Genomic DNA, 20,964 nt, shown 5'->3' on the forward strand with positions numbered 1-20,964 from the left:
GCAGCAATCCAGCGTATTGTCGTCAACAAATTAGGCCACTGGCGTGTCTTGCACCATCCCGTCGACAAATAATTTCAATTCGCCGGGCACAAACGCCGTCCATTGTTCATTCGTCGTCAGCGGCTGGGTAACGATCACGGCCACTCTGTCCTGGGGCGTCGTCACCTGGGAAAAGTCCACGCTCAGGTCTTCATCGGAGAGTTTAGCAGTTGGAAACGGATGTTGTCGCACCAGATAGTGCAAGCTGGTCGAGCAATGGGCAAACAGCGCCTCGCCGCTCGACAGCATCATGTTGAACGTGCCGTGGGCCGCGATGCTGGGCAACAAGTCCGCCAGCGCCGCATGCAGTTGCGGCAAGGCCGGCGGGGCGTCGCCAAAGCGCGCGTGCAATTCCTGCAGCAGGTAGCAGAAAGCCCGTTCGCTGTCGGTGCAGCCAACGGGACGGTAACTGCCCGTCAACACGGGGTTGAAATCCTTCAAATCGCCATTGTGGGCAAAGACCCAGTAGCGGCCCCACAGTTCGCGCACGAAGGGGTGGCAGTTTTCCAGCGCCACCTGGCCTTGCGTGGCCTTGCGGATATGCGCGATGACATTGCGCGACTTGATCGGGTAGCGTTTGATCAGTTCGGCCACGGGCGAGGCGATGGCCGCCTGGTGGTCGACAAAATGGCGCACGCCGGCGCCCTCGAAAAAGGCGATGCCCCAGCCATCATGGTGGGTATCGGTATGGCCGCCGCGCATGGCGAAGCCGGTAAAACTAAAGACAATGTCCGTGGGGACATTGCAATTCATTCCGAGAAGTTGGCACATGGTCTGTTTGCAGCTGGATAACACGGCCACCATACCACGCCGTCTGGCGGATTGGTATGGGGCGATGGCCATCACATCAGTGCAACAGGACGGGCTGGCTCATGAGGGAATCGTAGCTGCCCAAGAATTCATCGATCTCTTCCATGCTAGGTTCGCTGGCGATCAATTCCGTGACGTCGCGGCGGAAGTTTTGCGCAAGGATACCGGCGATAAACGTTTCCCGCTTGCCCCCCTTGTCGACGATTTCATAGCCGCCAAAGCGCAGGGCTTCCAGGTCGCCATCGACGCCGAATTCCACGACGCTATATTGTTCGCTGTTATAGATCAGGTTCATTTTGCATCCTTCGCTCAAGCAAGAGAAACTCTTGCGGTTTCAGGACAGAGGTGGGGTTCCCACGCCGCCATTTCAAGCGGCAATGCCACCCTGCGGGCTACAGAGTTGTAACGAGATGCAAACTGCGACTGCGGTAAGACGATCAGGAAGCTACGTTGAGGAAACAATCAAGTCTGCTTCCGGCGCCAGCAGGACATCGTAGGGACTGGCGGTCAGCCAGGTGCGCAGCTGTTCGATATGCGAGGCATCGGCCAGGCTGATGAACAGGCGCGCGGGTGGATGGCGCAGCAGACGATTTAATGTTACACGCAATACGAGATTGCCGCTGCAGCACAGGCAACCGGGCGCGATGCGCAACAGTTGCAATGGAAACGATGAGGAAGGGGAAATTTCTTCGGCCAGGTCGGCCAGGATGGCGTTGCCGTCGGCGAGACCCTCGAGGATCACGGCGGTCGCGTGGCCAGGCTGCAAGGCTTGCGCGATGGCCGCCTCGCGCTCGGCGGCGCAACCACCGCTGACCAGGGTCAGCGGCGTCGGACGCCGTACGGCTGACGTCACAGGCCTTTCTTGGCCAGCTTGCCCGGTTCAACGCCCAGCTGTTTCAGCTTGCGGTACAGATGGGTGCGTTCCAGGCCCGTTTTTTCCGCCACGCGGGTCATGCTGCCGCCTTCGCGGCCCAGGTGGTGTTCGAAATACATGCGCTCGAACGCATCGCGCGCCTCGCGCAGCGGCAAGTCGAACGACAGGTTATAGCCATGGCCTTCGGCCACCGCCGGTACGGCGATGCCTGGGCGCACCATCAGCTGTTGCGGCGCGCTGCCGCCAAAGCTGGGCACGGGATGGCTGCTTTCCTCGGCCACCACGGGCGCCACGGGACGCGGCGCCACGCTCGGCGCGCGCACGGTTTCCTGGGCTCGCGTCAAGCCTTGCTGGACCGCCTTCAGCAGTTTTTGCAGGGCAATCGGTTTTTCCAGGAAGTTCATGGCGCCGATGCGCGTCGCCTCGACCGCCGTATCGATGGTGGCGTGGCCCGACATCATGATCACCGGCATGGTCAGCAAGCCATCGCGCTGCCACTCCTTGAGCAAGGTGACGCCATCGGTGTCGGGCATCCAGATATCCAGCAATACCAGATCCGGCGCACCGGCGGCACGCGCTTCGCGCGCCTGCTGCGCATTTTCGGCCAGCTGGATAGCATGTCCTTCGTCGCCCAAAATTTCCGAGAGCAACTCACGGATACCCATTTCATCATCCACTACGAGTATGTTTGCCATTCGTGTCTTGCCTTCCTCATTTCGCCGGCCGTCGCGCACAAGATGCACGCGGCGGACAACTATGATTTTATTAGTGTTTTAAATACTAAACCAGACCCTCACGCCAGGAATTCCTGGGCAGGAGCGTCGGGAGCTAACTTTAACAGCAAAATGACCACCGAAGCGCCATTGCCGTCGACCCGGTTCTCGATATCGATGCGTCCGCCGTGTTCATCGATAATTTTCTTTACCATCGCCAGGCCCAATCCCGTGCCGCGGGCCTTCGAGGTCACATACGGCTCGAACGCGCGCGCCAGGATTTTGGGTGCAAAACCAGGACCATTGTCCGTGATGGCCAGCCGCACGGCGATATTCACGCCGCCGTCCGCACTGCGATAATGAATTGCTTCCGTCCTCACGTCAATCCGCGGATGCGGCGAGTCCGGCGGCAGGTCGGCCATGGCGTCCTGCGCGTTCTGCAGCAGGTTGTGAATCACCTGACGCAACTGGGTCGGATCGCCCATCACCATCGGCAGATTCGGCGCCAGCAGCGGGTGGATGATGTCGCCATCGTCGCCGCGCAGGTACAGGTTCAGTATCTCTTCGATCAGCTCGTTCAAGCGCAGCGGCGTGAGCACGGCCGGCGGCGTGCGTGCATAGTCGCGGAAGTCGTCGACCATGCGCTTCATCGCATCGACCTGCTTGACGATGGTGGTGGTGGCGCGGCTGAGCAGATCCGCATCGGGCTGCTCCAGCTTGCCTTCGAGCTTCATCTGCAGGCGCTCGGCCGACAGCTGGATCGGCGTGAGCGGATTCTTGATTTCATGCGCGAGGCGGCGTGCCACCTCGCCCCAGGCGATCGAGCGCTGCGCGGAAATCACGTCGGAAATATCATCGAACACGACGATGTAGCCGCTGCCGGACTCCAGCGGCAGGCGCGAACCGCGCGCCAGCAGGGTGATGTCATGCTCGTCGGCACTGCTGCCCAGGCGGCGCGGAATCTCGATCTGCCGCTGCCAGTGCAGACGCTGCTGGTTGCGGCCCGACGCCGATTGCGCGCTTTGCGCCGTGAAGGCGCTGATGATGGCGCCGCCAAATTCTTCCATTCCAGCAATATGCGCCAGCGGCTGGCCCACCATGCTCGTGCCCGAATGCTGGAGGATGCGCTCGACCGATTCATTGCAGGTCACCAGCTTGAAGTCGCCGTCGAGCACCATCACGCCGGCCGACATGTTCGCCAGCACCGATTCCAGGTGGGCCTTGGCGTTTTGCAGCGCAGCGCGGTTGCTTTCCACGGCCGTGCGCGCATCGAGCAACTGGCGCGTCATGATGTTGAACGACTGCGTCAGGGTACCCAGTTCATCCTTGGTGGCGACGATGGGGCGCGGCGACAGGTCGCCTTCGGCCACGGCGCGCGTGCCTTCGGCCAGCAGCAGCAGGGGCTGGGCCAGGTTGCCCGCGATCAGGAAAGCGCTGCCGATGGCGCCAAAGATGGCCAGCAGCAAGGTCAAAGTGAGGATTTCCATGTACATCTTGCGCAGACCCACGCGCGCGACGAAACGTTCCTTGTATTCGCTGTAGGCGGCGCGCAGCACTTCGCCATTCGTCGCCAGCTTGGGCGGCACCGCCTGCAGCAGTTGCAGGTAGCGGGGCGAGACGGAGGGGCCCGGCACGGCCACCAGCACGCGCAGCCGTAGGCTGGCCGCCGTTTCCAGCGACGCCGGCAGGCCAGAGCGGAAACCGCCGCCGCCCGACTCCGTGCCATCATCGTGCAATTCCAAGCCCCCTTCGGCCGAGGCATAGCCTGCCGGCGAGGCCGCCTGCACCAGCATGGCCGGCGTCGGCAAGTCGGCCGCGCTGTGCGGCCCGGCGCTGGCCAGCAGCACGCCGTCGCCGCTGACGAGCATGGCGTTTTGCATGCCCTCCTCGCGCAACAGGCTGGTCAGCACGGCCGGGCCGGCCACCGGGTCGGCGCCCATTTCTTCGACCGCCTTGTGGCCCCGGTGATCGAGCTCGACCAGGGCCGCATCGAGGCCGGCACGGCCCAGCTCAATCCCCGATTCCAGCGCCGCTTCGATCTTGACGTTGAACCAGGATTCGATGGAGTGGGAGACGAATTGCACGGAGACAAGGAAAATCACGAGGCCCGGCAGGATGCCGACGGCGGCGAACAGCATCACCAGGCGCGTCATCAGCTTGGAGCCGAACTTGCCGCTCTTGTAGCGCGCGTACAGGCGGGCCAGGGAAATGCCCACCAGCGCCAGCAGGGACACGGCGACGGCCGCGTTCAGGCCCAGCAGCCAGGTGTAGTAACGGTCGAAAAAACCGGAATTGTCGGAAGCCGACGCCAGCAGGAACAGCAGGATACTGACAATGCCGCCGCCCACCACCAGCAGATAGCGCAATGCTTGACTCACTACTCCGCCGTATACAAAAAGGTTTTTTTATTCGAAGCCAGGCGCCAGTCGCTGTTATTGAAGGCATTGACCTGTATCGGCTTGGGCAGGTAGTCGCGGTCCATGCCCATGCGCAAGGTGACGTTATACGTCTGCCCCACTTTCAGTTCGCCGCGACGCGCCACCAGCCAGCGGCTGGGACGGCGGATCAGGAACAGCGCATCGTCGAGCGTGGCAAAGCTTTGCTGCAAGCCGCCGCCCGACACGTGGTACTGGCGCGTGAGCACGTTGTACGACAGCCGGCTGGTCTGGCGCGCCACGATGGCCTTTTCATCGAACCAGTACCAGCGGGGCCGGGTCAGTTCGATTTCCGTCGTGAAAAACAGCGGCACGCCATGCTGCACGGCATCATCAAGGTCATGATTGAGCTCGAAGGAATATGTGGCGGCCAGCTTGTAGCCCTCTTCGCTAGACTCGATGTAGGCACGGGTGATCTCGACCATATCGGCGGCATGCGCGCGTGGCATGGTACATGCCAGCATCAGCAGCAGGGCCAGGAGTCGGAAGAGTCGTGTTGTCACAAGTGTGCCGGTGTAGTCCGTAGAATAAGGTTCGACGAATCGCTCAAGCCGCATTTTTTTGGAATAGCGCATAGAACAAACCGTCGTGGTCCTGCTCCGCGCTGCCGGTCGGCAACAGCTGGCCAGGCGCTGTCAATCGGGTCGCATTATTGCGCACCGCAAATGCCGCCGCCTGTGCCTCGGACTCCTGCGGCCACAATGAACATGTCACGAACAGCAATTTACCATCGGGGCGCAGCATCTGCCACAGGTTGTCCAGAATTTTGGATGAAAGTGTTGCAAGTTGGAACGCGTCACCCTTGCGGCGCAACCAGCGGATATCGGGATGGCGGCGCACGATGCCCGAGGCCGTACACGGCACGTCAGCCAGGATACGGTCGTACTGCTGGCCGTCCCACCACGCGCTCGATTGCGCATCCTGCGCCTTCAAGGTGGCGTCCAGGCCCAGGCGCTCGAGGTTTTCCGCGATGCGCGGCAAACGCTTGGCGTCCGCGTCGATGGCGGTCACGTGCACGTCGGCCAGTTCCAGGATGTGGCAGGTCTTGCCGCCCGGCGCCGCGCAGGCATCGAGCACGCGCATGCCGTCCTGCAAGTCCAGCAGCGGTGCGGCCAGTTGCGCGCCGGCATCCTGCACGGAAACGACGCCCTGCTCGAAGCCGGGGATCAGGGCCACGCCGATCGGTTTGTCCAGGCGCACGGCGAACGGTCCCACCTGGCGCGCGGCGATGCCCGCTTCCTGCAGCACGGCCAGATACGCTTCCACCCTGCTCTTGCGGCGGTTCACGCGCAAGGTCAATGGCGGCACGGCATTGCCGGCCGTCAAAATGGCTTGCCAGTCGCGCGGATAGGCCAGGCGCAGCGAGTCGATCCACCACTGCGGATAATTCCATTGCGCCAACGGTTGCTGCAGGGCCGCTTCCAGCAAGGATTTGCGCTCGCGCAAGAAACGGCGCAAGACAGCGTTGACCATGCCCTTGGCGTGCGCCAGGTCAGGGTGCGACGTGGCGACCGTGACCGCCTGGTCGACCACCGTGAATTCTTCGTATGGCTGCTCGCCCGGCTCGGCCGACATCAAGGACAGCGCGCAGCACAGCAAGGCGGCCAGCATCGGCGGCTCGGGCGCCTTCGACGTCATCAGGCCGACGAGGGTTTCGCTGCGGCCCAGCTGACGCATGGTACGGTAGGAAATATCCTGGATGGCGCCGCGCGCCTGCGGGCTGGCGTTCGATTGCGTAAACACCTTGGCCAGCGCCTGCGGCAGGGCCGTGCCCGTGCGCACTTGCGCTACGGCATTGGCCGCGCCCAGCAGGCAAAACGCCAGCGAGTCGGCGCGCAAATCGGGCTGGAAGCCTGGCTGCAAGACCGGTTTCAGGTCGGGATGGTAGCTGGGACGCAATTTCGGTACGGCAGGAGCCTGGCCTGGCGCCGGCTTGGTTTTCAATTTCAGCGTGGGGCGCTTGTTCATAGTTATCCGGTGTGGCTGCGCGCGGCGGGCTGCATGGAGGCAAAGTCGCGGCCGCGCGTCATCAATAAAGGGTCGATTGTAGCGTTTGTGGCGCCCTCTGGCCCAAGCGATTGCAGCGATACCTGTAAATTGCGGCAAAAAACTGCATATATACAAGCAGAATGCACCATGCTGATGTTTTCGCGCACCAACATGGGCATGCTGTCCTGATAATATCGTGAAACGCGCCAGCACGGGAACACTGCCGGCTGGCGTATTGTTCCCGGCAGCAAACCAGTATAATTAACGCAGTCTGGGCGGCTTGTGTACTTGCCGTCCGTTTTGCTTTTTGATTCATTCTATTCATTCTTAACGCGGTTCCACCGCCATCCTGCTCATGCTCGCCCAACAGAAACAAGAAATCATCGCCCTGTTCCAGGCCGCCCTCGCTCCCGTCCTGGCCGGCACTACGCTTGAGCCTACCGTGGTGCTCGAGCGACCACGCGATGCATCGCATGGCGACGTCGCCTGCAATATCGCCATGCAACTGGCCAAGCAGCTGAAACAGAATCCCCGCGAACTGGCGCAAACCATCGTGACGGCCGTGCTGGCCAACCCGGCCGGCAAGGGCCTGGTCGAGGCAGTGGAAATAGCCGGTCCCGGCTTCATCAACGTGCGCGTGTCAAACGCCGCCAAGCAGGCCGTGGTGAAAACCATCCTGGGCGAGGCCGACAGCTATGGCCGCAGCACGGCAGGCGCCGGCAAGCAAGTCATCCTGGAATTCGTCTCGGCCAACCCGACCGGTCCGCTGCACGTGGGCCACGGCCGCCAGGCGGCCCTGGGCGACGCCCTGTCCTCGCTGTTCGACGCGCAAGGCTACCAAGTGACGCGCGAGTTCTACTATAACGACGCGGGCGTGCAGATCCAGACCCTGGCCAATTCCGTGCAGGCGCGCGCGCGCGGCTTCAAGCCCGGCGACGCCGAATGGCCCGAGTCCGCCTACAACGGCGACTACATCGCCGACATCGCCAACGACTTCAAGGCCGGCAAGACCGTCTCGGCCAGCGATGGCCAGCCTGCCACGGCCAACGGCAACGTGGAAGACATCGATTCGATCCGCCCGTTTGCCGTCACCTACCTGCGCAACGAACAGGACATCGACTTGCAGGCGTTCGGCGTGAAGTTCGACAATTACTACTTGGAATCGTCGCTGTACGCGGACGGCAAGGTCAATAACGCCGTGGAAACCTTGATCAAGGCCGGCCACACCTACGAGCAGGATGGCGCGCTGTGGCTGCGCACCACCGACTTCGGCGACGACAAGGACCGCGTGATGCGCAAGACGGACGGCACCTACACGTATTTCGTGCCGGACGTCGCGTACCACTTGGTGAAATGGCAGCGCGGCTTCGTGCAGGCCATCAATATCCAGGGTAGCGACCACCACGGCACCATCGCCCGCGTACGCGCCGGTCTGCAGGCCGTCGACATGGGCATCCCGCAAGGCTACCCCGACTACGTGCTGCACAAGATGGTCACCGTCATGAAAGACGGCGAAGAAGTCAAGATCTCCAAGCGCGCCGGCTCCTACGTGACCGTGCGCGACCTGATCGAATGGTCGGGCGGCGGCGACATCGCCAAGGGCCGCGACGCCGTGCGCTTCTTCCTGATCTCGCGCAAGGCCGACACGGAATTCGTCTTCGACGTCGACGTGGCGCTGAAAACCACCGATGAAAACCCCGTCTATTACGTGCAGTATGCGCATGCGCGCATCTGCCGCATCCTGGAAAACTGGGGCGGCGATGAAAGCGCGGTTGCCGGCGTTGATTTGTTCCCACTCACGGCGCCGACGGAAGCGACCCTGCTGGCGACCCTGGCCGCCTACCCGGAAATGCTGGCGCGCGCGCAAGCGGAACTGGGACCGCATCAAGTCGCCTTCTACCTGCGCGACCTGGCCGCCAACCTGCACAGCTTCTACTTCGCCGAAAAAGTGCTGGTCGAGGACGAAGCCGTCAAGATGGCCCGCCTGGCTCTCGTCATCGCCGCGCGCCAGGTACTGCGCAACGGCCTGGCACTGATCGGCGTATCCGCGCCAAACAAAATGTAATCGCGAAGGTCAAACAGTCAATGAATCACGCTTCCCGCTTCTCTTCGCCCCGGCGCCAGCAGGGCAACACCTTGGTCGGCATCATCATCGGCCTGGTCATCGGCCTGGGCATCGCCGTCGTGGTCGCCCTGGTGATCACCAAGGGCGCCTCGCCGTTCACCGACAAGTCGGGCAAGGCCGGCAAATCGGCCGAACCGACGGCCGGCCAGATCGCCGACCCGAACAAGCCGATGTACGGCAACAAGGAAGCGGCCAAGGAAGCGGCGCGCGACTTCTCCAAGGAGCCACGCGAGATCGCCACGCCGACGCAGCCGGCCGCACCGGCGCCAGCTCCCGCGCAGCAGCCGAAGGCGCCGCCGCCGGACGCGCTGCAGGAATTGATCGGTACATTGAAGGACAAGCCGGCGCCGAAAACGCCGGCGGCAGCGCCAGCACAGCAAGCGAAGGCCGACGTGAAAGAGGCGAAGGCCGATGCAGCCAGCGACAAATGGATTTATTATCTGCAGGCCGGCGCCTTCCACGACATGTCGGACGCCGAAAGCACGCGCGGCAAACTGGCGCTGCTCGGCTTCGAAGCGGCCATCAGCGACCGCAGCACCGACGCCGGCGTGCTGCACCGCGTGCGCATCGGGCCGTTCAACCAGCTCGAAGCGATGAACCGCGCACGCACCAAACTGTCTGAAAACGGCATCGACGTCGCCGTCGTCCGCAACCAAAAATAAGGAACCAGCATGCGTTTTCTGAAGAACATCCTGATCGCCGCCGCACTGTGCACCGCCGCCATGGGCGCATCGGCCTCGCCGGCCGACCCGAAGAACGGCGTCGAATACGAAACCCTGCCCACGCCGCAGGCGACGGAATCGGGCAAGAAAATCGAAGTGACGGAATTCTTCGCCTATTACTGCCCGCATTGCAACGTGCTCGAGCCGCAACTGGCGGCCTGGGTCAAGAAACAGGGCGACAACATCGTCTTCAAGCGCGTGCACGTGTCGCGCGATGAGAGCGTGGCGCCGCAGCAGCGGCTGTTCTTCACCCTGCAAGCCATGGGCCTGGTCGACAAGCTGCACACCAGCGTCTTCCACGCCATGCATGTGGAACGCAACCGCCTGAACACCGACGATGCCGTCTTCGATTTCGTCGCCAAGCAGGGCGTGGACCGCCAGAAATTCATCGACACCTACCGTTCGATGGGCATTTCGGCCCGCGTGCGCCGTGCGGATGCCATGATGCAGGGCTATAACGTGACGTTCTGGCCCATGATCGCCATCGACGGCCGCTACATCACGTCGCCTTCGCAAGCCGATCAGGGCAGCAAGTCGGCCAAGAACGAAGAGCAGTTGAACGCCCAGGCGCTCACCGTGATGGACGTGCTGGTCGCGAAAGCCAAAGCGGAAAAGAAATAAGCATGGCCACTACCCTGGCGCGCCCGGGCATCGCCTGATGCAACGCGTTTTCATCACGGGCGCGTCGAGCGGATTGGGCGCCGCCCTGGCGCTAAAGTACGCGCGCCAGGGCGCCCAATTGGGCTTGCTGGCCCGCCGCGGCGACACGCTGCGGCAACTGATCGCTTCCCTGCCCCACCCTGAACGCCACCGCGCCTATGCCGTCGACGTGTGCGACCACGCCGCCCTGAAAAGCGCGGCCGATGACTTCATCGCCCATGCCGGCGGCATCGACATCGTCATCGCCAGCGCCGGCGTGTCGTACGGCACCCTGAGCGAACACGCGGAAGACCTCGACGCCTTCGCGCGCCTCATGGCCATCAACGTCACGGCCACCGTCGCCACCTTCGCGCCCTTCATCGCCGCCATGAAAAGCCAGGGCAGCGGACGCCTGGTGGGCATCGGCAGCGTGGCCGGCATTCGCGGCCTGCCCGGTGCCGAAGCCTACAGCGCCTCGAAGGCGGCCGTCATCAGCTACTGCGAATCGCTGCGCCTGGAATTGAAACCGGCGGGCATCAAGGTCGTCACCATCACGCCCGGCTACATCGACACGCCGATGACGCGCCACAACGCCTACCGCATGCCTTTCCTGATGCCGGCCGAAAAATTCGCCGTGCGCGCCGCGCGCGCCATCGCCGACGGCGACAGCTACCGCGTGATCCCGTGGCAGATGGGCGTCGTCGCCAAGCTGCTGCGCGCGCTGCCCAATGCCGTCTACGACCGGGCCTTCGCGAATGCGCCGCACAAGGCGCGCAACTGACCCTATCACCATGACGAAGCACTCAGACTTGAACAGCGCGGCCATCGCCGCCCATTGCGCCACGGGCGCCGCCCACGTATGCATAGAGGTGGTCGACGAAACGGGATCGACCAACGCCGACTTGCTGGCGCGCTGCGCCACCCTGGCAGGCCCCACCCTGCGCATCGCCGGCCAGCAGACGGCCGGACGGGGGCGCGCCGGACGGCCGTGGGTGTCGCAGGCGGACGCCAGCCTGATGTTCTCGCTGGCCTGGCGCTTCAAGGGACCGCTGCATCAGCTGGTGGGATTGCCGCTGGCCGTCGGCGTGGCACTGGCCGAAACCATGTCCTCGCTGGGGGTGCCGGTGCAGCTGAAGTGGCCGAACGACCTGCTCAAGGATGGCCATAAACTGGCCGGCATCCTCGTCGAAACGCAGCAGGCGCCCGACGGCGGCGTGTGGGCTGTCATCGGCTGCGGCATCAATCTGCTGATGCCCGACGCGCTGGAACGGCAGATCGGCCGCAGCGTCTCGGCCGTGCCCTGGCTCGCGCAGATGGAACGCAATACCCTGGTGGCCGCGCTCTTGAGCCGCCTGGCCGGCGTGCTGGCCGAATTCGACGACACGGGCTTTGCGCCGTTTACAGAGCGCTGGAACCTGCTGCACGCCTGGCAGGGCCAGCACGTGAAAATCCTCGACAACGGCCAGCTGCTGCAGCAAGGCGTGGCGGCCGGCGTGGATCACCTGGGCCGCCTGCTGCTGCGCACCGATGGCGGCCTGCAGGAAGTCATGTCCGGCGACGTGTCCTTGCGCCTGCTGGGGGAGTAAGCACATGCTGCTGCTGATCGACGCCGGCAATACGCGCATCAAATGGGCACTCGTGGCGGCCGACAGTGCCGCCGGTGGCTGGCTGGCCAGCGGCGCCGTCGCGCATGCGCAGATCGACACCCTGGCTGCGCAATGGGCGCAACTGGCCATCCATGAGGCGCTGCTGTCGAACGTGGCCGGCGCCGTCATCGGCACGCGCCTGCGCGCCATGCTGCCCGTCGTTGCCCGCGACTTTGTCTCGCTGCCACAGCTGGCGGGCCTCACGAACGGCTACCGCGCGCCGTCGCAGCTGGGGTGCGACCGCTTTGCCGCCGCTATCGGCGCGCAGGCGCTGGCGCCTGGCCAGGCCGTCATCGTCGCCAATTGCGGCACCGCCACCACCATTGACGCCGTCACGGCCGACGGCGTTTTCCTCGGCGGGATGATCTTGCCGGGACTGGGACTGATGGCCAGTTCGCTGGCGCGCAACACGGCGCAGCTGCCGCAAATCGCCAGCGACGCCATGCTGCCGGCCGGCTTTGCCGACAACACGGACGACGCCATCCTCTCCGGCTGCCTGGCGGCCCAGGCGGGCGCCATCGAACGGGCCGTGCGCATGCACGGCGCCAGCGCATGCCTGCTGTCGGGCGGCGCCGCGCCGCGCATCGCACCGGCCCTGGCGCTGGCGGTGCCGCTGCACCTGGTCGACAATATCGTCATGATCGGCCTGCAGGCGGCCGCGCGCGCCGGGGCCGCAGGAACACAAGGAAACCACGTATGCTGAAATTCGTCTTCTGGCTGCTGGCCGGCGTCAACCTGCTGGTGCTGGCCATCGGCCAGGGTTATCTGGGCAGTTTTCGCACAGAGATGCGCGAACCGGCGCGCCTGAAAAACCAGCTTCAGGCGAGCAAGCTCACCTTGCTGACGCAGGAGCAGGCCACGGCGCCCGCCGCGCCGCCGGCCACCGAGGGCGCGACAGCGACAGCGGCAACGGCAACGGCGGCGCCATCGTATGCGTGCACGGAAGTGGGCAATTTCCTGCTGGCCGATGGCCGCCGCTTCGAAGCGCAAGTGGCGACGCTGGACCTGGGCGACCGCCAGTCGCGCCGCAACGTGGCCGGCCAGGATATTTCCAGCTACATGGTGTACATCCCGCCGCAGGGCAGCAAGGAAGGCGCCGACCGCAAGGCCGGCGAATTGAAACAGCTGGGCGTGACGAACTACTTCATCATGAATGAAAGCAGCCCGCTGCGCTGGGGCATTTCACTGGGCGTGTTCAAGTCGGAAACGAGCGCGCAAAGCCAGCTGGCAATGCTCAACAAACAGGGCGTGCACAGCGCCCGCATCGCGCCGCGCTACAGCGCCAGCAAGCAATTCGCTTACCAGTTCCGCGACCTCGACGCGGCCACGCGCGCGCGGCTGGAGAAAATCAAGGCGCAGTTCCCGGAGCAGGAACTGCGCACCTGTAAATAACTGCTGACAATCGCGTCGGATTACGGCGCCTTGCGCCTAATCCGACCTACGTTCATCTCTCGATGACGATCGGTTTGACACCCGCCGACGCCGGCAGGCTGGCCGCCGCGCGCGCCGCATCGGTGCGACTCGTGAACGGTCCGCCGTACAAGCGGAACAACGGGCCGGCCGGCACCACATCGAGATTGCCCAGCGTTTGCGCATACGGCGCCAGTTGCGCGCGGCCCGCTTCCGCATTGTCCGCACGCGAATAGGCGCCCAGCTGCAGGTAGAAGCCGGTGGCCAGCGCCGCTGGCGCGGGCGCGGCCACAGTGGCATCGACCGCTGACAGCGCGGTGATTTCAGGCTGCACCACGGCGCCCATTTCCGGTTCGCTGTCGGCCGGCGTATCGATCGACCTGGCCACCACCGACGGCACCGGCTTCGGCGCCGCGCGAGCGGCCAGGATGGCGTCGATATCGGCCGGCAGCAGGCGTTCGACGACCACCTGGTGGCTGCCCTTGCCCAGGAAACCCAGTTTCAGCGCCGCCGTATAGGACACGTCGATGACGCGCGTGGCGTGGAACGGGCCGCGGTCGTTGATGCGCACGATCACCTGCTCGCCGCTGTCGATGCTCGTCACGCGCGCATACGATGGAATCGGCAAGGTCGGGTGGGCCGCCGTCATCTTGTACATATCGTAGATTTCGCCTGACGAGGTGCGCTGGCCATGGAACTTCTTGCCATACCAGGTGCCCGTGCCCTTCTGCTTGAACGGTTCGTTGTCGGTGATCGGCGTGTAGGTCTTGCCGAAGACGACATACGGGCGGTTCGAGCGCGTCGAATACGGCTCGTTGCGCACTTCCGCGTCGGGTACGTCGCGCAGGTTGGCCGGCGGATTGTCGCCGGGACCGTCATCCTTGTAGTAGCCGCCGCGCCCGGAGCCGGCCGCCGGCAATACCGGCAAGGTGGGATCCTGGCGCACGGGCACCTTGACCTTGCCGCCGGACGGCAGCGGCACGTTATTCGATGCGGACTTTTGCGGCGTGGTGCCGCAGGCGGCCAGGGTCAGCAAGACCGCCAGGCTCAATCCGCGCATGGCGAAGGTGTCGAAAGGCGCCCGCATCAGGTCTGCACCAGCTTGCGGTGGCGCTGAATACTCATCAGGATACCGGTTGCCACGCCCAGGGTCAGCAGCGCGGTGCCGCCATAGCTGAGGAATGGGAGGGGGACGCCGACCACCGGCACGATGCCGCTGACCATGCCCATGTTGACAAAGGCATACGTAAAGAAAATCATAGTTATCGCTCCTGCCAGCAGGCGAGTGAAAAAACTGGGGGCGTTGGCGGCGATCATCATCCCCCGTCCCACCAGCAGCAAATACATCAGCATCAGGATCAAGTTACCGACCAGGCCGAATTCTTCGGAATATACGGCAAAAATAAAATCGGTCGTGCGCTCCGGAACGAATTCCAGGTGGGCCTGCGTGCCGTGCGTCCAACCCTTGCCCGTCATGCCGCCGGAACCGATGGCGATGATGGACTGGATGATATGGAAACCCTTGCCCAGCGGGTCCTTGGTCGGGTCGATCAGCATCATCACGCGGTCGCGCTGGTAATCATGCAGGTGCGACCAGGCGATCGGTAGGCAGGACACAAAGGTGATCAGCAAGCCGGCCAGCACCTTCCACGACAGGCCGGCCAGGAAGATGACGGTAAAGCCGGCCGCCACCACCAGCAGCGCCGTGCCCAGGTCGGGCTGGCGCGCGATCAGGTAGACGGGCACCAGCAGCAGCACGGCCGCCATCAGGAACGACTTCCAGCGCAGGGCGCCCGCATTATGCTGGAAGAACCAGGCCAGCATCAGCGGCGTGGCGATCTTCAGGAATTCGGACGGCTGGATGTCGATCACGCCGATATGCAGCCAGCGCCGCGCACCGAGCTTGATGGTGCCGAACAGCGCCACGGCTACCAGCAGGATCACCGATACCGTGTACACGGGCACGGCGATGCGCATCATCATCTGCGGCGTGACATTGGCCGCCACCCACATGACGAAAAAGCACAGCAGGATGTTGCGCAGGTGATCCTCGATCTTGCCGGGAATGCCGATGCTGGCCGAATACAGGGTCAGCAAGCTGGTACTGAGCAGCATCAGGATGATGATCATCAGCGGCGGATCGAACACCGCCAGGTAGGGTTTGGCGCGCCGCCACAGCGAGCGCCTCTCGTTAATGGGCATGTGCTTCCTTATTGCCTGGCAGGTGCCGGGGCGGCCTGCTCGTCCGTGATTTCTTCCAGGGTGCGCACTTCGTCGACATCTTCCTTGGGCACCTTGGTGGTGTCCCTTTCCTTGTCGCTCGGACGCTTGCCCAGCAGGTAGTAGTCGAGCGCCTTGCGCGCGATCGGTGCGGCCACGCCGGCGCCGAAGCCCGCGTTTTCCACCACGATGGCGATCGCGATACGCGGCTTGTCGGCCGGCGCGAAGGCCGTAAACAGGGCGTTGTCGCGCAGGCGCTCAGCCAGCAGCTTGGCATTGTACTTCTCGTTTTTCTTGATGCCCACCACCTGCGCCGTACCCGTCTTGCCACCCACCGTGTACTGCACGCCGGTGAAGATGCGCGCGGCCGTGCCGCCCTGCTCGCTCGTCACGCCCACCATGGCGCGCTTGATGGTGTCGATGTTTTCCTGCTTGAGCGGAATGCGGTAGCTTTCCTTGGGCACCGTCAGGGTACGCGCGCGCGTGGCGGCATCCTCGATGATCTTCACCAGATGCGGCTTCATCACCACGCCGTTGTTGGCCAGGTTGGCCGTCGCGTGGGCGATCTGCAGCGGCGTATAGGAATTGTAGCCGGAGCCGTTACTCACCGAAATCGTGTCGCCGCCCACCCATTTTTTCTGCTGCGGCGTCTTGAAGCGGTTGCGCTTCCATTCCGTCGACGGCAGCACGCCCGTCTTTTCGTTATTCAGGTCGATGCCCGTCAGCTGGCCGAAACCGAACGGCTTCATGAAGTCGTGAATGGCGTCAATGCCCATGTCGCGGCCCAGCTGATAATAATAAGTGTTGCACGAGACGACGATGGATTTGTGCATGTCGACCGTGCCATGGCCGCCCACCTTGTCGTCGCGGAACATATGCCCGCCCAGCATGAAGAAACCGGGATCGGAAATCGACTGGCTCGGCGTGCGCTTGCCCAGTTCCAGCGCGGCCAGCGCCATGAAAGGCTTGAAAGTCGAGCCGGGCGCGTAGGTACCGGACAGGGGACGGTTGACCATCGGCCGGTCCAGCGAGGTATTGAGTTCGTTCCAGCTTTGCTGGTCGATGCCGTCGACGAACAGGTTGGGGTCGTAGCCGGGCTTGGACACGTAGGCGAGGATGTCGCCCGTGGCCGGGTCGATGGCCACGGCCGCGCCGCGCCATTCGCCGAACGCTTCCTCGACCACTTTTTGCAGTTCGATGTCGATCGACAGGATCAGGTTGTTGCCGGGGGTGGCCGCCGTGCGCGACAAGGTGCGCATGGCGCGCCCGCCGGCCGACACTTCCACTTCTTCGTAGCCGGTGGTGCCGTGCAGCTGCTTTTCGTAGCTTTTTTCCAGGCCTTCCTTGCCGATATGGTCGGTGCCGTTGTAGTTGGCCGCGTCCTCGCCCTCTTCCAGCCCCTTGGCTTCATTGCGGTTGATGCGGCCGATGAAGCCCACCACGTGCGAGGCCACTTCACCCATCGGATACTGGCGGAACAATCGCGCCTGCACCTCGACGCCGGGGAAGCGGAAACGCTGCGCCGTGAAGCGCGCCACTTCCTCGTCCGTCAAACGCGTGCGCAGCGGCACGCTGACGAAGTTCTTCGATTCTTCCAGCAGCTTCTTGAAGCGGCGGCGGTCCTTGATGTCGATCTGCACCAGGGTCGACAGCTCGTCGATCACGGAATCGAGGCTGGCGCTCAATTTCGACGGCGTGATTTCTAGGGTGTAGGCCGAGTAATTGCGCGCCAGGACCACGCCGTTGCGGTCGAGGATCAGGCCGCGCGTGGGCACGATGGGCACCACGGCGATGCGGTTGTCTTCAGCCTTGGTCGCATAGTCTTCGTGCTTGATCACCTGCAGCCAGATGAAGCGCGCCAGCAGCAGCGAAAAGCAGACGAAGACGAGCGCGCCCAGAATGGTCAGGCGCATGCGGAAAAAATGCAGTTCGCGCTCGGTGTTCTTGAGTTCAGTCATGGCAGGCGCTCGTCAGATCGGCCGGTTATGGTCGCGGTCCACGGCGCGGCGCTGCGGTGCCAGCAGAATCCACGTGACAATCGGCCACAGGGCGACGGCGACGAAGCTCTCGATGAAATTGAGCCAGCCGGGGAAGCGGCCCGAGACGATCAAGCGCGTCAGCAATTGCAGCGCCTGCGTCAGCAGCAGCAGCGGCAGCACGTGCAGCGCCTGCGTCATGATGGGGAACCACAGCACGCGCCGGTGCATCATGATGGCGAAATACGACAGCAAGGTGTAGGCCAGCGCGTTCTCGCCCAGCAGGGTCGAGTCGTGCACGTCCATCATCAGGCCCATGAAGAAGGCCACGCCGATGCCGACCTTGCGCGGCTGGTGGATGCCCCAGAAGACCAGCACCAGCGCGACGAAATCGGGTACGCCGACGAACTGCCCCCATGGCAGCAGGTTCAGCAGAAAAGCGCACAGCAGGGAAAAGCCGATGAACAGGGGGCTGACCGGCAGCAGGATGTAATGCGGGCGGTTCATCGTGTCGCTTCCTTCGGTGGCACGGCGGCAGGTGCGGGCGCTGGCGTCGCAGGTTTTGCGGGCGCGGGCGCAGCCGCGTTGGCGGCAGGCGGCTTGGCGGCAGGCGCTGCCGCGGCGGCAGCCTCCTTGGCAGGGTCCTTGATCGGCGCCATCTTGCCGGCGATCTTGCGGCCCGTCTTGATATCTTCAGCGGGCGGACGCGGCGGAATCTCGGGCGACGTCATCAGGATGAGCAGCTGGGTGTTGCGTTCGATGCCGGCCAGCGGCTGGCACACGACGCGGCCGAACGGGCCATGCGCATTGCGCTCGACCAGGGTCACGCGCGCCACGGCTAGGCCAGCCGGGTACAGGCCGTCGAGGCCCGAGGTAATGACGATGTCGCCGATCTGGATGTCGGCGCTGGGGGCCGTGAAGCGCAATTCCATGGTGCCGGACTTGCCGCGGCCGATGGCCACGCTGCGCACGCCATTGCGCAGCAGCTGCACGGGAATGGCCTGCTCTTCATCCGTCAGCAAGGTCACTTCGGAGGTAAACGGGAACACGCGCGTGACCTGTCCCACCACACCGAGGTTGTCGATCACGGGGCGGCCCAGTTCCACGCCATGCTGGATGCCGCGATCGAGCACGATCTTGCGCGTGGCCGAATCGCGCGTGTCGTACAGCACTTCGGCCATCATGGTCTTGACGGGGACGCGCTCGCGCGCTTCCATCAGCTTGCGCAAGTGGTTGTTTTCAACGATGTTGAGCTGCGCCTGCTGCAGTATCTGCGCCGAGGCGATCTGTTCGTGCTTCAGGTCGCGCACCTGTTTTTCCAGGGCGGACAGCGAAGAAAAGTAATTGCCGACGCCAAGCGCCACATCACGCGGCACCAGCGCCGCCATCTGCACCGGATACAGCACGGTGCCGACTGCCTGGCGCACGGCCGTCAGCGCGTGCATGCGCGAATCGACCAGCAGCAGGGCGATAGAAATGCCGGCGAACACCATCATCTTGACGCGGGCGGAGGCGCCTTGTTTGAAAAGTGGCGGAGGACTGTATTCCATGACTTCCAATGATCAGGCCAGGCGCAGTGCGCCAACGTGCAGGCCCCGGTCAAACGCCGGCGCCAAAACCAAAAAAAGGCCGGATTGGTTTCCGGCCCTTCTGTCAGATTATTCGTAGGAGAAGATCGAGCCGAGCTTGTCCATACGTTCCAGTGCCATCCCGGAACCGCGCACCACGCAGGTGAGCGGGTCCTCGGCCACCAGCACCGGCAGGCCGGTTTCCTCCATCAGCAGGCGGTCCAGGTCGCGCAGCAGTGCGCCGCCGCCCGTCAGCATCATGCCTTTTTCGGCAATGTCGGCGCCCAGTTCCGGCGGCGTCTGTTCCAGCGCGTTTTTCACGGCCGAGACGATGTTGTTCAGCGGGTCGGTCAGCGCTTCGAGGATCTCGTTGCTGGAGATGGTGAACGAGCGCGGGATGCCTTCGGACAGGTTGCGGCCCTTGACTTCCATTTCCTTCACTTCCGAACCAGGGAAAGCCGAACCGATGGCTTTCTTGATGGCTTCGGCCGTCTGTTCGCCAATCAGCATGCCGTAGTTGCGGCGGATGTAGTTGACGATGGCTTCATCGAACTTGTCGCCGCCCACGCGCACGGAACCCTTGTAGACCATGCCGCCCAGCGAGATGATGCCCACTTCCGTGGTGCCGCCGCCGATGTCGACCACCATCGAGCCGGTCGCTTCGGACACGGGCAAGCCCGCGCCGATGGCCGCTGCCATCGGTTCTTCGATCAGGTACACCTGCGAGGCGCCGGCGCCCAGGGCCGATTCGCGGATCGCGCGGCGTTCGACCTGGGTCGAACCGCAAGGCACGCAAATGATGATGCGCGGCGATGGACGGAAGAATTTCGAGTCGTGCACCATGCGGATGAATTGCTTGAGCATTTGCTCGGTCACGGTGAAGTCGGCGATCACGCCATCTTTCATCGGACGAATCGCTTCGATATTGCCCGGCACCTTGCCCAGCATCTGCTTGGCTTCCTTGCCGACTGCCTGAATGGTCTTCTTGCCATTCGGACCGCCTTCCTGGCGGATGGCGACGACGGATGGCTCGTCCAGGACGATACCGAGGCCGCGTACATAAATAAGGGTGTTGGCCGTGCCCAAGTCAATGGCCAGATCGGTGGAGATATACCTGCGTAAAAAACCAAACATGAGTGTCCTGTAGCGCATCGAGCTGCGCAAAAGCTGTTTATGGGGAGTTTCAAAGCGGGCGCTTTCAGGCACCCTGAAAATCCGTGGAGGCGATTTTTTCGGGTTTCGCTTGGCGCTTGCGCAATCTTTTCTATGCTGCGGCAGCGGTCCATCAGCGCCGGCAACGCATTAACCCGCCATTCTACCTTATAATTTGAATGCGATTTGCTCAAAAACCATGGAAAAGTGCGACTCTTGCAGCCGCGAGTTACGCGGCATTCCTCGATTTTTGTGAGCAAAATAGCAGTAAATACCCGCGTTTTATCAAAACGCCAACTTAATACTAATGCGCGGCACTCCGCGCCATTCGCCATGTCCCTGACACTCTCCGACGTAAAACGCATCGCCCACCTGGCCCAACTTGAAATGGCCGACGACCAGGCCGTCACGTCTTTGGCCCAATTGAACAAGATTTTTGCACTGGCAGAACAAATGCAAGCCGTCAATACCGATGGCGTGGCGCCCCTGAGCCACCCGCTGGCCGCCCACATGGACAATATCGCCCTGCGCCTGCGCGAAGACCTGGCCACGGAACAGAACCGCCGCGACGCCTATCAGGCCGTGGCGCCGAAGGTACAGGATGGCCTGTATCTCGTCCCCAAGGTCATCGAGTAACTGCGCCGCT

General features: G+C 63.5%; 21 protein-coding genes. 8 read left to right on the forward strand and 13 right to left on the reverse strand.

The features are described from left to right. Positions 1-30: 30 nt before the first annotated feature. From SKZ59_RS26590 to rsmB, 7 genes are all read right to left on the reverse strand, one after another. Positions 31-810 carry a class II glutamine amidotransferase gene (locus SKZ59_RS26590; protein ID WP_080698502.1) on the reverse strand — a complete coding sequence of 260 codons (780 nt, stop codon included), beginning with the start codon at positions 808-810 and terminating at the stop codon, positions 31-33. Positions 811-886: 76 nt separating this feature from the next. Beyond that, positions 887-1,144, reverse strand: coding sequence for a DUF3567 domain-containing protein (locus SKZ59_RS26595; protein ID WP_034749313.1), 258 nt, complete (start codon positions 1,142-1,144; stop codon positions 887-889). Positions 1,145-1,294: 150 nt separating this feature from the next. After that, a complete protein-coding gene (locus SKZ59_RS26600; RefSeq protein ID WP_319993437.1) occupies positions 1,295-1,702 on the reverse strand; it encodes a GTPase in 408 nt (135 codons plus the stop codon). Continuing rightward, entirely contained in the window at positions 1,699-2,418 is a 720-nt protein-coding gene (locus tag SKZ59_RS26605; RefSeq protein WP_034749318.1) for a response regulator, read from the reverse strand. Before SKZ59_RS26605 ends, SKZ59_RS26600 begins: the two co-directional genes overlap by 4 nt. Positions 2,419-2,516: 98 nt before the next feature. After that, entirely contained in the window at positions 2,517-4,814 is a 2,298-nt protein-coding gene (locus tag SKZ59_RS26610) for a sensor histidine kinase (protein ID WP_070301613.1), read from the reverse strand. Further along, a complete protein-coding gene (locus tag SKZ59_RS26615; RefSeq protein WP_235194189.1) occupies positions 4,814-5,320 on the reverse strand; it encodes a DUF4390 domain-containing protein in 507 nt (168 codons plus the stop codon). The genes SKZ59_RS26610 and SKZ59_RS26615 overlap by 1 nt, the downstream gene beginning before the upstream one ends. 97 nt (positions 5,321-5,417) lie before the next feature. Then, entirely contained in the window at positions 5,418-6,839 is a 1,422-nt protein-coding gene (rsmB, locus tag SKZ59_RS26620; protein ID WP_319993438.1) for a 16S rRNA (cytosine(967)-C(5))-methyltransferase RsmB, read from the reverse strand. 376 nt (positions 6,840-7,215) lie between these two features. Between rsmB and argS the strand changes: the two genes are divergently transcribed. From argS to SKZ59_RS26655, 7 genes are read left to right on the forward strand one after another with little or no spacing between them, the layout of a single operon-like run. Next, entirely contained in the window at positions 7,216-8,925 is a 1,710-nt protein-coding gene (gene argS / locus SKZ59_RS26625; protein ID WP_319993439.1) for an arginine--tRNA ligase, read from the forward strand. Positions 8,926-8,945: 20 nt separating this feature from the next. Then, the gene (locus SKZ59_RS26630) at positions 8,946-9,647 is read left to right on the forward strand and encodes an SPOR domain-containing protein (protein ID WP_072456680.1); all 702 of its coding nucleotides are present in this window, start codon (positions 8,946-8,948) and stop codon (positions 9,645-9,647) included. A 9-nt stretch (positions 9,648-9,656) separates the two neighbouring features. Next, positions 9,657-10,328 carry a thiol:disulfide interchange protein DsbA/DsbL gene (locus SKZ59_RS26635; protein WP_034749335.1) on the forward strand — a complete coding sequence of 224 codons (672 nt, stop codon included), beginning with the start codon at positions 9,657-9,659 and terminating at the stop codon, positions 10,326-10,328. Between the two features lie 37 nt (positions 10,329-10,365). Next, positions 10,366-11,127 (forward strand): SDR family oxidoreductase, encoded by a 762-nt coding sequence (locus SKZ59_RS26640; protein ID WP_072456677.1) that lies wholly within the window; start codon positions 10,366-10,368, stop codon positions 11,125-11,127. 10 nt (positions 11,128-11,137) lie between these two features. Next, on the forward strand, positions 11,138-11,932 hold the full coding sequence (locus SKZ59_RS26645; protein WP_072456674.1) for a biotin--[acetyl-CoA-carboxylase] ligase: 795 nt from the start codon (positions 11,138-11,140) through the stop codon (positions 11,930-11,932). Positions 11,933-11,936: 4 nt separating this feature from the next. Further along, a complete protein-coding gene (locus SKZ59_RS26650; RefSeq protein ID WP_319993440.1) occupies positions 11,937-12,695 on the forward strand; it encodes a type III pantothenate kinase in 759 nt (252 codons plus the stop codon). Beyond that, positions 12,689-13,384 carry an SPOR domain-containing protein gene (locus tag SKZ59_RS26655; protein WP_319993441.1) on the forward strand — a complete coding sequence of 232 codons (696 nt, stop codon included), beginning with the start codon at positions 12,689-12,691 and terminating at the stop codon, positions 13,382-13,384. Before SKZ59_RS26650 ends, SKZ59_RS26655 begins: the two co-directional genes overlap by 7 nt. Before the next feature lie 52 nt (positions 13,385-13,436). On the opposite strand, the gene SKZ59_RS26660 is transcribed toward SKZ59_RS26655, so the two are convergent. The 6 genes from SKZ59_RS26660 to SKZ59_RS26685 all read right to left on the reverse strand — a co-directional run bounded on the left by SKZ59_RS26660 (position 13,437) and on the right by SKZ59_RS26685 (position 20,300). Next, a complete protein-coding gene (locus tag SKZ59_RS26660; protein ID WP_319993442.1) occupies positions 13,437-14,489 on the reverse strand; it encodes a septal ring lytic transglycosylase RlpA family protein in 1,053 nt (350 codons plus the stop codon). Then, positions 14,489-15,604: a rod shape-determining protein RodA gene (gene rodA / locus SKZ59_RS26665; RefSeq protein ID WP_034749348.1), complete on the reverse strand. Its 1,116-nt coding sequence runs from the start codon at positions 15,602-15,604 to the stop codon at positions 14,489-14,491. Before rodA ends, SKZ59_RS26660 begins: the two co-directional genes overlap by 1 nt. An 8-nt stretch (positions 15,605-15,612) precedes the next feature. Then, positions 15,613-17,580, reverse strand: coding sequence for a penicillin-binding protein 2 (gene mrdA / locus SKZ59_RS26670; protein WP_034749351.1), 1,968 nt, complete (start codon positions 17,578-17,580; stop codon positions 15,613-15,615). Positions 17,581-17,592: 12 nt separating this feature from the next. Further along, entirely contained in the window at positions 17,593-18,105 is a 513-nt protein-coding gene (gene mreD, locus SKZ59_RS26675) for a rod shape-determining protein MreD (protein WP_034749354.1), read from the reverse strand. Then, complete coding sequence (gene mreC / locus SKZ59_RS26680) at positions 18,102-19,148, reverse strand: rod shape-determining protein MreC (RefSeq protein ID WP_034749357.1); 1,047 nt, start codon at positions 19,146-19,148, stop codon at positions 18,102-18,104. The genes mreD and mreC overlap by 4 nt, the downstream gene beginning before the upstream one ends. Positions 19,149-19,256: 108 nt before the next feature. After that, positions 19,257-20,300 carry a rod shape-determining protein gene (locus SKZ59_RS26685; protein ID WP_010393186.1) on the reverse strand — a complete coding sequence of 348 codons (1,044 nt, stop codon included), beginning with the start codon at positions 20,298-20,300 and terminating at the stop codon, positions 19,257-19,259. Between the two features lie 351 nt (positions 20,301-20,651). Here SKZ59_RS26685 and gatC point away from each other — a divergent pair, with 351 nt between their 5' ends. Next, complete coding sequence (gene gatC, locus SKZ59_RS26690) at positions 20,652-20,954, forward strand: Asp-tRNA(Asn)/Glu-tRNA(Gln) amidotransferase subunit GatC (protein WP_034749369.1); 303 nt, start codon at positions 20,652-20,654, stop codon at positions 20,952-20,954. Positions 20,955-20,964: the final 10 nt, after the last annotated feature.

The sequence above is a fragment of the Janthinobacterium sp. GMG2 genome (assembly GCF_033949445.1).
Lineage (GTDB): Bacteria > Pseudomonadota > Gammaproteobacteria > Burkholderiales > Burkholderiaceae_D > Janthinobacterium > Janthinobacterium aestuarii.